The 15,672-nt window shown below is 38.5% G+C and carries 12 protein-coding genes; all 12 read left to right on the forward strand.

Features of this window, described 5'->3' with window-relative positions; translation table 11 throughout:
* Positions 1-123 precede the first annotated feature (123 nt).
* Positions 124-3,807, forward strand: coding sequence for a DNA-directed RNA polymerase subunit beta' (gene rpoC / locus AC1Q6O_RS19105; RefSeq protein WP_008181592.1), 3,684 nt, complete (start codon positions 124-126; stop codon positions 3,805-3,807).
* 138 nt (positions 3,808-3,945) lie between these two features.
* A complete protein-coding gene (locus tag AC1Q6O_RS19110) occupies positions 3,946-4,194 on the forward strand; it encodes a ribosomal L7Ae/L30e/S12e/Gadd45 family protein (protein WP_025116449.1) in 249 nt (82 codons plus the stop codon).
* Positions 4,195-4,292: 98 nt separating this feature from the next.
* Positions 4,293-4,712 carry a 30S ribosomal protein S12 gene (rpsL, locus tag AC1Q6O_RS19115; RefSeq protein WP_008181595.1) on the forward strand — a complete coding sequence of 140 codons (420 nt, stop codon included), beginning with the start codon at positions 4,293-4,295 and terminating at the stop codon, positions 4,710-4,712.
* A gap of 148 nt (positions 4,713-4,860) precedes the next feature.
* Positions 4,861-5,331 (forward strand): 30S ribosomal protein S7, encoded by a 471-nt coding sequence (rpsG, locus tag AC1Q6O_RS19120; RefSeq protein WP_025116448.1) that lies wholly within the window; start codon positions 4,861-4,863, stop codon positions 5,329-5,331.
* 89 nt (positions 5,332-5,420) lie between these two features.
* On the forward strand, positions 5,421-7,499 hold the full coding sequence (fusA, locus tag AC1Q6O_RS19125; RefSeq protein WP_025116447.1) for an elongation factor G: 2,079 nt from the start codon (positions 5,421-5,423) through the stop codon (positions 7,497-7,499).
* Positions 7,500-7,635: 136 nt separating this feature from the next.
* A complete protein-coding gene (tuf, locus tag AC1Q6O_RS19130) occupies positions 7,636-8,823 on the forward strand; it encodes an elongation factor Tu (RefSeq protein WP_008181778.1) in 1,188 nt (395 codons plus the stop codon).
* A 157-nt stretch (positions 8,824-8,980) separates the two neighbouring features.
* Positions 8,981-9,670 (forward strand): response regulator transcription factor, encoded by a 690-nt coding sequence (locus AC1Q6O_RS19135; protein WP_008181776.1) that lies wholly within the window; start codon positions 8,981-8,983, stop codon positions 9,668-9,670.
* 63 nt (positions 9,671-9,733) lie between these two features.
* Positions 9,734-10,693 carry a sensor histidine kinase gene (locus AC1Q6O_RS19140; RefSeq protein ID WP_258954958.1) on the forward strand — a complete coding sequence of 320 codons (960 nt, stop codon included), beginning with the start codon at positions 9,734-9,736 and terminating at the stop codon, positions 10,691-10,693.
* Positions 10,694-10,790: 97 nt separating this feature from the next.
* Positions 10,791-11,552 carry an ABC transporter ATP-binding protein gene (locus AC1Q6O_RS19145; protein ID WP_089986393.1) on the forward strand — a complete coding sequence of 254 codons (762 nt, stop codon included), beginning with the start codon at positions 10,791-10,793 and terminating at the stop codon, positions 11,550-11,552.
* Entirely contained in the window at positions 11,542-13,521 is a 1,980-nt protein-coding gene (locus AC1Q6O_RS19150; RefSeq protein ID WP_492401983.1) for an FtsX-like permease family protein, read from the forward strand. Before AC1Q6O_RS19145 ends, AC1Q6O_RS19150 begins: the two co-directional genes overlap by 11 nt.
* A 153-nt stretch (positions 13,522-13,674) precedes the next feature.
* Positions 13,675-14,985, forward strand: coding sequence for a Na+/H+ antiporter family protein (locus AC1Q6O_RS19155; protein WP_036147910.1), 1,311 nt, complete (start codon positions 13,675-13,677; stop codon positions 14,983-14,985).
* Positions 14,986-15,340: 355 nt separating this feature from the next.
* On the forward strand, positions 15,341-15,649 hold the full coding sequence (gene rpsJ, locus AC1Q6O_RS19160) for a 30S ribosomal protein S10 (protein ID WP_004233624.1): 309 nt from the start codon (positions 15,341-15,343) through the stop codon (positions 15,647-15,649).
* Positions 15,650-15,672: the final 23 nt, after the last annotated feature.

Below are 15,672 nucleotides of genomic sequence, written 5' to 3' on the forward strand. Positions count from 1 at the left end.
GCTTTTTCTTTTAATAAATCATTCTATTTCTAATCCTTTGTCAAAGAGGAAATTCTTTGCAAACGATTATCGAGCTGCGTAAAGAGTCTTTATAAAGACCTATACTAGAGGGAGGTAGGCTCCTTGATAGACGTTAATGAATTTGAATATATGAAAATTGGTTTAGCATCCCCTGACAAGATTCGCTCTTGGTCATATGGTGAGGTTAAAAAACCTGAAACAATTAACTACCGTACGTTAAAACCAGAAAAAGATGGTTTATTCTGTGAGCGTATTTTTGGGCCAACTAAGGATTGGGAATGTCATTGTGGTAAATATAAACGTGTTCGCTATAAAGGTGTAGTTTGTGACCGCTGTGGTGTTGAAGTAACGCGTGCTAAAGTTCGTCGTGAACGTATGGGTCATATCGAATTAGCTGCACCAGTTTCTCATATCTGGTACTTCAAAGGTATTCCTAGCCGTATGGGTCTAATTTTAGATATGTCACCGCGTGCACTTGAAGAAGTTATTTATTTTGCTTCATACGTTGTGATTGAGGCTGGTGCGACGAATTTAGAAAGCAAACAGTTACTTTCAGAAAAAGAGTACCGTGCATACCGCGAAAAATTCGGAAATACATTCGAAGCTGCAATGGGTGCAGAAGCAATTAAAAAATTATTAGGCAAAATTGACCTAGAGGATGAGACGCATTCTTTAAAAGAAGAGTTAAAATCTGCACAAGGTCAAAGACGTACTCGTGCTATCAAACGTTTAGAGGTTGTTGAATCATTCCGTAACTCAGGTAACTCACCTGAATGGATGATTTTAGATGTACTTCCTGTAATTCCACCTGAGCTTCGTCCAATGGTGCAATTAGATGGTGGACGTTTTGCAACTTCAGATTTAAACGATTTATACCGTCGTGTTATCAACCGTAATAACCGTTTAAAACGTTTATTAGATTTAGGTGCTCCAAGCATCATCGTACAAAACGAAAAACGTATGTTACAAGAAGCTGTTGACGCGTTAATTGATAATGGTCGTCGCGGACGTCCTGTAACAGGTCCTGGTAACCGTCCACTAAAATCACTTTCACATATGTTGAAAGGTAAACAAGGTCGTTTCCGTCAAAATCTACTTGGTAAGCGTGTTGACTATTCTGGTCGTTCCGTTATCGTAGTAGGTCCAAACTTAAAAATGTACCAATGTGGTCTACCTAAAGAAATGGCTATTGAATTATTCAAGCCGTTCGTTATGAAGGAACTAGTAGAACGTGGTCTTGCTCATAACATTAAATCTGCTAAGCGAAAAATCGAACGTTTAAACAACGACGTTTGGGATGTATTAGAAGATGTTATCCGTGAGCATCCAGTATTACTTAACCGTGCACCAACGCTACACCGTCTTGGTATTCAAGCATTTGAACCAACACTAGTAGAAGGTCGTGCTATTCGTCTTCACCCATTAGTATGTACAGCATATAACGCTGACTTCGATGGTGACCAAATGGCGGTTCACGTACCATTGTCTGCTGAAGCTCAAGCTGAGGCTCGTCTTCTAATGCTTGCTGCGCAAAACATCCTGAATCCAAAAGACGGTAAACCAGTAGTAACACCTTCGCAAGATATGGTATTAGGAAACTACTACTTAACGCTTGAACGTGAAAATGCACGTGGAGAAGGTACTATTTTCTACGGTCCAAACGAAGTTTTAATCGCATATGATACAGGTCATGTGCATTTGCATACACGTATTGCTATTAAAGCTAGTTCGTTAAATAACCCAACATTTACAGAGGAACAAAATAATATGTTCCTATTAACGACTGTCGGTAAAGTAATCTTTAACGAAATCTTGCCTGAATCATTCCCTTATATCAATGAGCCGACTGATTTTAACTTAGAGCAAGTGACACCAGAAAAATACTTTGCGAAATTAACAATTGACGAAGACACACTAAAAGAGCTTGAATCAGATAGTGCTTATAATAGCCTTGATGAAAAAGGGAAAATTGACGCACAACGTACAGCTGTATTGCGCAAGCATTTTGAATCTGTACCAGTTGTAAATCCATTCCGTAAAAAGTTCTTAGGAAATATCATTGCTGAAGTATTTAAACGTTTCCACATTACTGAAACATCTAAAATGCTTGACCGCATGAAAAACCTTGGATTCAAGTATTCAACACGTGCTGGTATTACTGTAGGTGTATCTGATATCGTCGTATTACCTGACAAAGGTGAAATTTTAGCAGTAGCTCAAGAAAAAGTAGATAAAGTTCAAGCGCAATTCCGCCGTGGTTTCATCACAGAGGATGAGCGTTATGACCGTGTTATCTCAAGCTGGAGTGCTGCCAAAGATGAAATCCAAGCGAAACTGATGAAGTCTCTTGAGAAAACAAACCCAATCTTCATGATGTCTGACTCAGGTGCCCGTGGTAACGCATCTAACTTTACACAGTTAGCAGGTATGCGTGGTCTGATGGCCAACCCGGCTGGTCGTATCATCGAACTACCAATTAAATCTTCATTCCGTGAAGGTTTAACAGTATTAGAGTACTTCATCTCAACTCACGGTGCTCGTAAAGGTCTTGCCGATACAGCCCTAAAAACTGCCGATTCAGGTTACTTAACACGTCGTCTTGTTGACGTTGCACAGGATGTAATTGTGCGCGAAGATGACTGTGGTACTGACCGTGGTTTAACAATTGGTGCATTAATGGAAGGCACAGAGCTAATCGAGGCTCTAGATGAGCGTATTGTTGGTCGTCATACGAAGAAAACAATCTTACACCCTGAAACTGGTGAAGTGATTCTAAACAAAGATGGTTTAATCGATCAAGATGTGGCTCGAGCAATTATCGAAGCTGGTATTGAAGAAGTGACTATCCGTTCAGCATTTACATGTAATACAAAACATGGCGTATGTAAAAAATGTTACGGCATGAACTTAGCAACAGGTGAAAAGGTTGAGGTAGGAGAGGCAGTTGGTATTATTGCTGCTCAATCAATCGGTGAACCGGGTACACAGTTAACAATGCGTACATTCCATACAGGTGGGGTTGCCGGGGACGATATTACACAAGGTCTTCCACGTATCCAAGAGATCTTTGAAGCACGTAATCCAAAAGGTCAATCTGTTATTTCAGAGATCGCAGGTACTGTTTCAGATATCACAGAAATCCGTGAGGGCTTAAAAGAAATCACTGTTCAAGGTGACGTAGAAACTCGTAAGTATCAAGCGCCTTATAATGCACGTCTAAAAGTTATCGAAGGTGATAATGTAGAGCGTGGTCAGGTTCTAACAGAGGGTTCTATCGATCCAAAACAATTGTTAAAAGTCAAAGACGTTTCAACTGTTCAAGAATATTTATTAAAAGAAGTTCAAAAAGTATACCGTATGCAAGGGGTAGAAATTGGAGATAAACATATCGAAGTAATGGTTCGCCAAATGCTTCGTAAAGTACGTGTAATTGAAGCTGGAGATACAGATTTATTACCAGGTTCATTACTAGATATCCACCAATTTGCAGAGGCTAACGCAGATGCTGTTATGAATGGCAAAAACCCAGCTACTTGTCGTCCTGTAATCCTAGGTATTACAAAAGCTTCTCTTGAAACAGAATCATTCTTATCTGCAGCATCGTTCCAAGAAACAACACGTGTGTTAACAGATGCAGCAATTAAGGGTAAACGTGACGAGCTTCTTGGATTAAAAGAGAACGTAATTATCGGTAAACTTGTTCCTGCAGGTACTGGTATGCAACGTTACCGTCAAATCCGCATCGAAAAAGATGAGCTTGACACAGAAGTCGTTTCTGCTGAATAAACATTAAAAATAGTGCCGAAGAGATGGAATTACGCCATCTCTTCGGACTTTTTAAAGATATTAGTTGACAGTATAAAATGGTAATGATAATATATTGAAGGTTGATAGTTAACTGTCTATACTTCGGAGGATATGAAAATGTCTTATGATAAAGTAAGGACTAGTCAAACAATCATAGGTACAAAGCAAGCAGTAAAAGCAATGCGAGCCGGTTCAGTGAAAGAACTCCTTGTGGCACTTGACGCAGACAATTGGGTAACCGATTTGGCCATATCTTTCGCGAGAGAAATCGGTATACCAGTTATTCTTGTTGAGTCCAAAAAGGAACTGGGCAAGGCCTGTGGAATCCACGTTGGAGCTGCGGTAGTTGCAATTACTGGAGAGTAGTTTTTGTGTATTAAACACAAAGACTTTGTTTTTACCCAAAAAATGAACCACCTGGATGTGTGGTATTAACAAGGAATAAATGAAGGGAGGAAAAATCGATGCCTACAATTAACCAATTAGTACGTAAGCCTCGTCAATCTAAAAGCACGAAATCAAAATCACCAGCGTTAAACAAAGGATATAACTCATTTAAAAAATCTTTAACTGATGTTAAATCTCCTCAAAAACGTGGTGTTTGTACTCGTGTTGGTACAATGACACCTCGTAAACCAAACTCAGCGTTACGTAAATACGCTCGTGTACGTTTAACTAACCAAATTGAGGTTACAGCTTATATCCCAGGTGAAGGCCACAACTTACAAGAGCACAGTGTTGTTCTTATCCGTGGCGGACGCGTAAAAGACTTAGCGGGTGTTCGTTACCATATCGTACGTGGAGCTCTTGATACAGCTGGTGTAAACGGTCGTTTACAATCACGTTCTAAATACGGAACAAAACGCCCTAAAGAAAAAAAATAATTTAACGTTCAATAACGTTATTTAAAACTGAGCCTTATACTAATTGTCACAAATATCGAATCTTGCTAGCAGATTTGATATTTGATTGACGAATATAAAAAGGCTAACTTATAAAATAATCGATATTTATTCGAAAGGAGGAAAACACATGCCTCGTAAAGGTCCTGTTTCCAAACGTGACGTGTTACCAGATCCAATTTATAGTTCAAAACTAGTAACTCGTTTAATCAATAAAATGATGGTTGATGGTAAAAGAGGTACTTCTCAAAAGATTTTATACGGTGCGTTCGAAATTGTTAAAGAACGTTCTGGTGAAAATCCAATTGAAGTATTCGAAGCTGCTCTAAATAACGTAATGCCAGTTCTTGAAGTACGCGCTCGCCGTGTTGGTGGTTCTAACTACCAAGTACCGGTTGAAGTTCGTCCAGAACGTCGTACAACTTTAGGTCTTCGTTACCTAGTTAACTATGCTCGTCTTCGTGGTGAAAAAACTATGGAAGAGCGTTTAGCTAACGAAATTCTTGATGCTTCTAACAACACTGGTGCATCAGTTAAGAAACGTGAAGATATGCACAAAATGGCAGAAGCGAACAAAGCATTCGCTCACTACCGCTGGTAATATAACCTATGTGTTAACGGATTGGTTAGCACAAGGTCTCTTATACAGTCTTTATCGTCTTTACCCCAATATGGAAGGAGAAATTTCCTATGAAACGCGAATTCTCACTTGAGAATACTCGTAATATTGGGATCATGGCTCACATTGATGCTGGTAAAACAACAACAACTGAGCGTATCCTTTATTACACTGGTAAGATTCACAAAATCGGTGAAACTCATGAAGGCGCTTCTCAAATGGACTGGATGGAGCAAGAGCAAGAACGTGGTATTACAATCACTTCTGCAGCAACAACAGCCCAATGGGCAGGCCATCGTGTAAACATCATCGATACGCCTGGACACGTAGACTTCACTGTAGAAGTAGAACGTTCATTACGCGTACTTGACGGTGCTGTTACAGTACTAGATGCTCAATCTGGTGTTGAGCCTCAAACTGAAACTGTATGGCGTCAAGCTACAACTTATGGTGTTCCACGTATTGTATTCATTAACAAAATGGATAAAACAGGAGCAGACTTCTTATATTCTGTAGGAACTCTACATGATCGTTTACAAGCAAACGCTCACCCTATTCAATTACCAATCGGAGCTGAAGATCAGTTCTCTGCAATCATTGACTTGGTTGAAATGAAAGCTACTTTCTATGGTGACGAAAAAGGTACAGCAGTAACTGAGGGAGAAATTCCTGAAGAATACCGCGCACAAGCTGAAGAATACCGTGAAAAATTAATCGATGCTGTTGCAAGTGTTGATGAAGATATCATGGAAAAATATTTAGAAGGCGAAGAAATTTCTGTTGCGGAACTTAAAGCGGCAATCCGTCGTGCTACAATCGCAGTAGAATTCTACCCAGTAATCTGTGGTACAGCGTTCAAACACAAAGGTGTACGCCCAATGTTAAATGCTGTTATCGATTACTTACCATCTCCAGTAGATGTACCAGCAATCAAAGGTACTTCTGTTGATGGTGACGAAGAGTTAGAACGTAAATCTTCTGATGAAGAGCCATTCTCAGCTCTTGCATTCAAAGTTATGACTGACCCATTCGTAGGTAAATTAACGTTCTTCCGTGTGTACTCTGGAACATTAGATTCAGGTTCATACGTACAAAACTCTTCTAAAGGTAAACGTGAGCGTGTAGGTCGTATCCTACAAATGCACGCTAACTCTCGTGAAGAGATTTCTAAAGTATTCGCTGGGGACATCGCAGCAGCAGTAGGTCTTAAAGATACTACTACTGGTGATACTCTTTGTGACGAGAAAAACCTAGTTATTCTTGAATCAATGGAATTCCCTGAGCCAGTAATTTCTCTTTCTGTAGAACCAAAATCAAAAGCTGACCAAGATAAAATGGGTCAAGCTTTACAAAAACTTCAAGAAGAGGATCCAACTTTCCGTGCTCACACTGACACAGAAACTGGACAAACAATCATCTCAGGTATGGGTGAACTTCACCTTGATATCTTAGTTGACCGTATGCGCCGTGAATTTAAAGTAGAAGCTAACGTAGGTGCTCCAATGGTATCTTACCGTGAAACATTCCGTGGCTCTGCAAAAGTTCAAGGTAAATTCACTCGCCAATCTGGTGGTCGTGGACAATATGGTGACGTAACGATTGAGTTCTCTCCAAATGAAGAAGGTAAAGGCTTTGAATTCGAAAACGCTATCGTTGGTGGTGTAATTCCTCGTGAATACATTCCTGCAGTTGAAGCTGGTCTTCGTGACTCTCTTGACCGCGGTGTAGTAGCTGGTTACCCTCTAATCGATATTAAAGCGAAATTAGTATTCGGTTCTTACCATGACGTTGACTCGAATGAGATGGCGTTCAAAATTGCTGCATCTATGGCTCTTAAAGAAGCATCTAAACAATGTGATGCTGTTATCTTAGAACCAATGATGAAAGTAGAAGTTGTAATTCCAGAAGAATACCTTGGTGATATCATGGGTAACATTACTTCTCGTCGCGGTCGCGTTGAGGGTATGGATGCTCGCGGTAACTCACAAGTTGTTCGTGCAATGGTTCCTTTAGCAGAAATGTTTGGTTATGCAACGACTCTTCGTTCTGCAACGCAAGGTCGTGGTGTATTCTCAATGACATTCGATCATTATGAAGAAGTACCAAAATCAATTGCTGCTGAAATCATCAAAAAAAATAAAGGTGAATAATTGAATTTTCATCTTGCATAAAGTATAACTAATTTGTAAGCTATGATTGCAGGATAGGGGATGGGCCCGTTCTCTATCAGCATTCATTCTATAAATTTCAAAAATAAAACATATAATTTTGAGGAGGCAATCTCTAATGGCTAAAGAAAAATTTGACCGTTCTAAAACGCATGCTAACATTGGTACAATCGGACACGTTGACCATGGTAAAACTACTTTAACTGCTGCAATCGCTACAGTTCTTTCTAAAAAAATGGGTGGTACAGCTAAATCATACGCTGACATCGATAACGCTCCTGAAGAAAAAGAGCGTGGTATCACAATCAATACTTCTCACGTAGAATACGAAACAGAAACTCGTCACTATGCACACGTTGACTGCCCAGGACACGCTGACTATGTTAAAAACATGATCACTGGTGCTGCACAAATGGACGGCGGTATCTTAGTAGTATCTGCTGCTGATGGCCCAATGCCACAAACTCGTGAACACATCCTTTTATCTCGTCAAGTAGGTGTTCCATACTTAGTAGTATTCATGAACAAATGTGATATGGTTGATGACGAAGAATTATTAGAATTAGTAGAAATGGAAATCCGTGACCTACTATCTGAATATGACTTCCCAGGTGATGATATTCCTGTAATCAAAGGTTCTGCTCTTAAAGCTCTTGAAGGCGAAGCAGAATGGGAAGAAAAAATCGTTGAATTAATGGACGCTGTAGATTCTTACATCCCAACTCCAGAACGTCAAACTGACAAACCATTCATGATGCCAGTAGAGGACGTATTCTCTATCACTGGTCGTGGTACAGTTGCAACTGGCCGTGTTGAACGTGGTCAAGTTAAAGTTGGTGACGTAATTGAAATCATCGGTATCGCTGAAGAAGCTAAATCTACTACTGTAACAGGTGTAGAAATGTTCCGTAAATTATTAGACTATGCTGAAGCTGGTGACAACATCGGTGCTTTACTTCGTGGTGTTGCTCGTGAAGAAATCCAACGTGGTCAAGTATTAGCTAAACCAGGTTCAATTACTCCACACACTAACTTCAAAGCTGAAGTTTATGTTTTATCAAAAGAAGAGGGTGGCCGTCATACTCCATTCTTCTCTAACTACCGTCCTCAGTTCTACTTCCGTACAACTGACGTAACAGGTATCTGTAACTTACCAGAAGGCGTTGAAATGGTAATGCCTGGTGATAACATCGAAATGACAGTTGAACTTATCGCTCCAATCGCTCTTGAAGAAGGTACTAAATTCTCTATCCGTGAGGGTGGCCGTACTGTAGGCGCTGGCGTAGTTGCTTCTATCCAAAAATAATTTTAGCTTTCGCTAATAGTCAAACCAATCTGTAGGGACGCTTACAGATTGGTTTTTTATGTTAAAATAAAAGTAATTAAGGTTTTAATTAGTGTATGAATACATAACAGCCAGCATGTCATCTAGGTTAAATAATTAAGCAGAAAGGGATTTGAATATGGAGATGAAAATTTTACTGATAGAAGATGATCCGTCGATATTTAGTATGATTGAAGAACGTTTTGCACAATGGTCATTACAAGTTGTTGGACCTAAAAATTTTCAAAAGGTGATGGATGATTTTATAGAAGTGAAGCCACATCTTGTGCTAATTGATATTCAGTTGCCTGCCTATGATGGCTTTCATTGGTGTCGAGAAATTCGTCATCTCTCCAATGTGCCAATCCTTTTTCTATCCTCGAGAGATCATCCAATGGATATGGTGATGGCCATGCAAATGGGAGCAGATGATTTTATACAAAAACCCTTTCATATGGAAGTATTACTCGCTAAAGCACAGGCTATTTTACGAAGAACATATGACTATGTTGAAGCAAAGATGGATGTTACACGCTTTAACGAAGCCGTTATTGATTATGCAAGGAGTGAAATTATGTGTGATGGAGCTATAGCTTCCTTAACAAAAAATGAACTCTTTATATTGCGCATTTTAGTGGAACAGGCTAATCATATCGTCTCAAGAGATGAATTAATGCGAAAACTGTGGGATGATGAACGTTTTGTAAACGATAATACTTTATCGGTGAATGTTAACCGTTTACGTGCAAAGCTAGAGGATATTGGCCTACATGAAGTGATTCTAACCAAAAAGGGACTTGGCTATATAGCAGTAACCCAAGGGACGTGAACTAATTTGTTACTATTATTTATAAAAGAGCGCTTTGCATGGATCGGTTTTTTTGCATTTATAATGGTACTATTAAACGTGCTATTTTCTTTAGATGTTGGTTTAAATAGTGTGTCTATTTGGTATGTAAATGTTAGTTTGCTTGTTAGTTTCGCACTCTTTTTCGTATGGCGCTTTATCGCTGAAGTTGGGAAATTAAATGATTTCCTGGGAAATATGGATAGTCATCTTGATGAAGCCCATAAAAGTAGCTTATCATTATCACCTTTTCAAGAAGTGGGCTTTCGAAAAATGGAGGATGTCTTTCATGAAAAGAATATGGAATTGAATCAGGCCAAAGTGCAGCTCCAAGAGTATTCAGATGAGTTGCTGGCATGGGTTCATGAAGTAAAAGGACCTTTAACAACTATTAATCTAATGTTAGACCATGTGGAGGATTTATCCACACGTCGAAAATTAGAAAATGAATGGTTAAGACTACATCTGTTAGTCGATCAACAGCTGCACCAAACTAGACTTACTTCTATAGAAAAGGACAATTATTTAACTGAAATTGAGTTGAAACCAATTGTTTATAAAGAGATTCGAGCTATGCAAGCCTGGTGTATAGAAAAGGGAATTGGTTTTGAAATAGATGAACTGACTGAAAAGGTGATGACAGATGGTAAATGGCTAGCATTTATTGTACGTCAAATTCTCTCGAACGCCATAAAATATAGTTCAGCCAATTCAGAGGTAACGATTTTTACTGAACTTGACCCAGCAGGTGCGACTTTATTACATATTAAAGATATGGGTATTGGCATACCTTCGGAGGATTTACCTAGAATTTTTCAAAAGTCATATACAGGTAACGTAGGGAGAGAATCTACTCAGTCTACTGGTATGGGTCTTTACTTATCATATAATGTGGCGCAAAAAATAGGTATCCGTATAAATGTTCAATCGAATGTAGGTGAGGGTTCATTATTTACGCTACGGTTCCCATTACAAAATGAATATGTCAAACTAACAGGTAGATGACGAAAATGTCACCTACCTTTTTATATTGTCATGTAAAACGCACGAATGAATAGGTGCAACAGGGTACACTTGGAATATAGAGAGGGGGCGTTTATCAGTGACAGTGTTAATTGGTCGTAAAATAAAAAAAGTTTATGGAAAGAAATCAACGGCTCAGGAAGTGTTAAAGGGTATTGATTTGGAAGTAAGTAAAGGTGAATTTGTAGGTATTATGGGACCTTCTGGATCAGGAAAAACAACACTTTTAAATGTCTTATGTTCAATCGACTTTGCAACAGAAGGAGTCATTGAAATAAACGGTCATAATTTACGGGGAATGAAGGAAAAGGCTTTGGCCAACTTCCGTAGAGAGCAATTAGGTTTCATATTTCAAGATTATAATTTATTAGATACATTAACTGTAAAGGAAAATATTCTTCTCCCCTTAGCAATCAGTAAATTGCCTAGAGCAGTTGCTGAAAGCCGTGTAAAGGAGTTAACATCCTTACTAGGCATAACAGAAATTTTAAATAAATATCCCAATGAAATATCCGGAGGGCAAAAACAGCGTACTTCCGCTGCGCGTGCACTTATTACAAATCCATCATTGGTATTTGCAGATGAGCCTACTGGTGCATTAGATTCCAAATCAGCAACAGCCTTGCTTCAAAATCTACAAAATATTAATGAGACAAAAGAAGCGACAATCATGATGGTTACGCATGATGCAGTAGCTGCAAGTTTCTGTACACGTGTTTTATTTTTAAAGGATGGTCTTATTTATAGTGAGCTTTATAAAGGGGATAAATCAAGACAGGCTTTTTTCCAGGAAATCATGCATACGCAAAGTGTGCTAGGCGGTGATGGTTATGAGTCTTAGTAAGCTAGTGTTAAGAAGCATGAAGAAAAATATGAAGCACTACTATTTATATTTCTTTGCGCTTATTTTTAGCGTTACTTTATATTTTTCCTTTGTAACATTACAAAATAATTCTGCAGTATGGGATGCTGTTCAAATGAGTGGAACGGCGACAGCTGGATTTAAAGCAGCAACTTATATTTTATATTTTATCGTCTTGTTCTTCGTCTTGTACGCCAATCATTTATTTATGAAGCGTCGTAGTAAGGAAATAGGCTTGTACCAATTGATTGGCATGACCAAGGGATTGATTGTACGCCTATTAGCAATCGAAAATATTCTACTATTTGTAGGAGCTGTAATTTTAGGTATGCTGGCCGGTTTCTTTAGTTCACGTGTGTTTGCAATGATTTTATTGCGTGTACTTGAGAAAGAAGCTCTTGTAACCATGACATTTAGTACGCAGGCATTACAGCAATCCATGATTGTATTTACTATACTTTTGTTGATTGTCCTTATACAAATGGCCTGGATGATCCATCGCGTTTCTTTACTATCACTATTTACCGCAGCTAAACAAGCAGATGAACGTGTAAGACGTTTTAGTGCATTACAAATGGCCATAGGCTTTATGGGGCTAGTTTTAATTGTTTATGGCTACTATGCTTCAACAAAGCTGTTTGATATTGAATCAGCCGGTAACCTATTTATTAATATGATTATTATTCTAGCTACTACAATTGGTGGAACATTTCTGGTCTTTCGATTCTCTGTAGCGTTTATTATGAACACAATTCGCTTAAAGAAAAAAGGGCATCTTTCCATTCAGGATGTATTGGCATTAACGCCTATTATGCATCGTATGAAGAGCAATGCTAAGTCATTAACGCTTATAACCGTATTAACAGGTGTATCTCTAGGTGTGACGACATTATCCTATATCTCCTACTATTCCTCAGAAGCATCAGCATATAGCCAAGTACCAGGTGATTTTATCTTGCTAGAAGAGCAGGGGATGTCTTTCTTACATGCGTTAGAGGAAAATAACATAGTCTACGATAAGATAGTTTATCGTTTGCAGGGAGTAACAGCTTCCGTAGGACAATTAATGTCTAAAAAGCAGCAGGATAATCCTTTATATGATATGGAAGGAACAATTTATACGATTCCACTTTCTGATTACAAGAAGAGTGTTCCTGAAGCCTCACTATCAGGAAATGAAGTGATTTTAACAAACTATGGCGGGTATATGGCTGAGATGTTCCCATTAGAGAAAGATCGTGATGTAGTAGTTTCTGCAGGGGAGTTTGAAGAAACTTTTCATGTTGTAGATGTACACGATAAAAGTATTATTAGTGGTATTGTTACAGCTGGAGGTGGCGGGCCCATCTTTGTTATAACAGATGACATGTTTAAAAGTCTAACTACGCAATCAGAGCATTACCCTTGGCATCAACAATCATCTATTACTATTAATTCAAAAGAAGACTTAGTAATGGCAGAAAAATTATATGTACAGACAAATGCCGGGGTGATTATAACTAAAGATCATGAAGGTAAAACACAGCAATATACTCAATCTTCATATGAAGAGAAGCGTAAAGATAATATTGAATCATTAGGTCTCACTATTTTTACAACTGCCTTTTTAGGATTAGCCTTCTTAATGACAACTGGTAGCATTCTGTACTTCAAACAAATGTCTGAGGCAGAGGAAGAGCGTGGTTCCTATACAATCCTCAGAAAAATTGGCTTTGCAGAAAAAGATATTATGAGAGGCATATATATGAAACAAGCCTTTAATTTTGGAGTCCCTTTAATAATTGGACTATTGCATAGTTATTTTGCTGTTAAATCAGGATGGTTTTTATTTGGTACAGAGTTAACGGCACCCTTGTGGATTGCAATGTGCTGTTATATAGCGTTGTATACGATTTTTGCCATTCTGTCGGTAGGCTATTATAAAAAAGTCGTTCGAGAATCATTGTAACAATTAAATAAGTAAAACTTAGAAACAGTGTGATGCTAAATAGATCATACTGTTTTTTTTATTGCTTCGAACGATGAAAAACCTTGACTTTCAATTATCAGAATAATAATCTTTAACATGTTAGTAATTTAGTGTATGAAAGTGAGTGTAACAATGAATGCAGTAATAGTGGCGGTAGCCGTTATGTTAATATTAAGCCTACTTCGCATCAATGTCGTTCTTTCTTTAGTGCTAGGAGCGTTTGTAGGCGGCCTTACAAGCGGAATGAGCATTGAGGCAACAGTAGAATCATTTACAGAAGGGTTAGGGGCAGGTGCAACGATAGCATTAAGCTATGGCTTACTTGGCGCCTTTGCCATCGCCATTGCCAAAACAGGGATACCTGAATTGATGATTACAGGGATGCTAAAGATTTTAAATAGTGAAAGCAATCGCAAAGGTTTAGTAAAGGTCTTAATTTTTTTCCTTATTTTCTTGATGTCCATTTTATCTCAAAATGTCATACCTATTCATATCGCCTTTATTCCACTATTGATTCCTCCTGTTTTAAAAATTTTAAATATGCTAGAGGTCGATCGACGTCTAGTGGCAACCTTAATTGCAGTGGGCTTAATCGGTACTTATAGCTTTGTACCAGCTGGCTTTGGAGCGATCTTTCAAGATATCGTTGCTACACAGGTGTCTGAGGCTGGGATGGTAGTATCCTCACGTGATGTTCCTGTGGCAATGGCGATTCCAGTGCTAGGTATGTTGGTTGGATTATTTACAGCCTTTATTGTATATCGTAAGCCAAGGCATTATAAAAATAATGAAATAGAGGCTGATTCTCTTCATGTTAATGTCAGCAAATTTGTGATGTTTTCCACAGCCTTTGCATTAGTCGTATCATTATGTGCTCAAGTGTTAACAGATTCTATGATTGTTGGTTCCTTTGCAGGTATTATGGTTATGTATTTTACAGGGGCGCTGAAATGGAAAGAGGCAGATGACATTCTATCTGAAGGAATGAAGATGATGGCCTTTATAGGATTTGTTATGATTGCCGCAAATGGCTTTGCTGCGGTCATTAATGCTACTGGACATGTGGATAGCTTAATTACAAGCTCTATAACTATTTTAAAAGGAAATAGAAGTTTAGCGGTATTTATTATGTTAGTCATAGGATTAGTTGTGACAATGGGGATTGGTTCTTCCTTTGCAACAGTGCCAATTATCGCGACACTATTTGTTCCTCTTGCACAAGGGTTAGGAATGAGCCCATTAGCGATCCTCTGTTTAATAGGTACAGCAGGAGCTTTAGGCGACGCAGGCTCTCCAGCATCAGATTCTACATTAGGTCCAACAGCAGGATTAAATGTAGATGGACAACATCATCATATTTGGGACACCTGTGTTCCTACTTTTATATTCATTAACATTCCACTAATTCTATTTGGTTGGATTGCATGTGTGTTCTTTCTATAGAAGTAAGAAGGGGTACTAAAGGGGTACTACTATTTAAAAAGACTTCATAGTTATTTGAAATGTTCGACATTGTTGCTTGATAACCTTAGGTGTTGCAATATGTAGTGAAATTTTATATACTAATAAACGGCTTAACAAAGCGAAGTAATAGTAGTACTAAGAATATCTGCAACATTTAAAAGAATTTAGCGAAAAGACTTGCTTATTCTTTTTTTATTGTATATAATGTTGAATGTTGGTCTTTGACTGCGATGAAGCGAGAGGTTGCCGACACACCCGGCCGCTTTGCCATGGCGGTGTGTGGGAAAATTTTCGTGGAGAATGTCTAGAAAATAGGCGAGAAGGAGGGAAAATAATGGCAAAACAAAAGATTCGTATTCGTTTAAAAGCGTATGATCACCGTATTTTAGATCAATCTGCTGAGAAAATTGTGGAAACTGCAAAACGTTCAGGTGCAAGTGTATCAGGTCCGATTCCACTTCCAACTGAGAAGTCTGTGTACACAATTCTTCGTGCTGTTCACAAGTACAAAGATTCTCGTGAACAATTCGAAATGCGTACGCATAAACGTCTGATCGATATCGTTAACCCAACACCACAAACTGTTGATGCGTTAATGAAACTTGATTTACCATCTGGCGTTGATATCGAAATCAAACTTTAATGGTAAAAACAATATAACTTTTT

It is taken from the genome of Lysinibacillus sp. GW823-FHT06C08, assembly GCF_058795135.1.

Coding starts and splice junctions, on each gene's coding strand:
- AC1Q6O_RS19110 (WP_025116449.1), top strand. CDS start 3,946: ATGTCTTATGATAAAGTAAGGACTAGTCAAACAATCATAGGTACAAAG.
- rpsL (WP_008181595.1), top strand. CDS start 4,293: ATGCCTACAATTAACCAATTAGTACGTAAGCCTCGTCAATCTAAAAGC.
- rpsG (WP_025116448.1), top strand. CDS start 4,861: ATGCCTCGTAAAGGTCCTGTTTCCAAACGTGACGTGTTACCAGATCCA.
- fusA (WP_025116447.1), top strand. CDS start 5,421: ATGAAACGCGAATTCTCACTTGAGAATACTCGTAATATTGGGATCATG.
- tuf (WP_008181778.1), top strand. CDS start 7,636: ATGGCTAAAGAAAAATTTGACCGTTCTAAAACGCATGCTAACATTGGT.
- AC1Q6O_RS19135 (WP_008181776.1), top strand. CDS start 8,981: ATGGAGATGAAAATTTTACTGATAGAAGATGATCCGTCGATATTTAGT.
- AC1Q6O_RS19140 (WP_258954958.1), top strand. CDS start 9,734: ATGGTACTATTAAACGTGCTATTTTCTTTAGATGTTGGTTTAAATAGT.
- AC1Q6O_RS19150 (WP_492401983.1), top strand. CDS start 11,542: ATGAGTCTTAGTAAGCTAGTGTTAAGAAGCATGAAGAAAAATATGAAG.
- AC1Q6O_RS19155 (WP_036147910.1), top strand. CDS start 13,675: ATGAATGCAGTAATAGTGGCGGTAGCCGTTATGTTAATATTAAGCCTA.
- rpsJ (WP_004233624.1), top strand. CDS start 15,341: ATGGCAAAACAAAAGATTCGTATTCGTTTAAAAGCGTATGATCACCGT.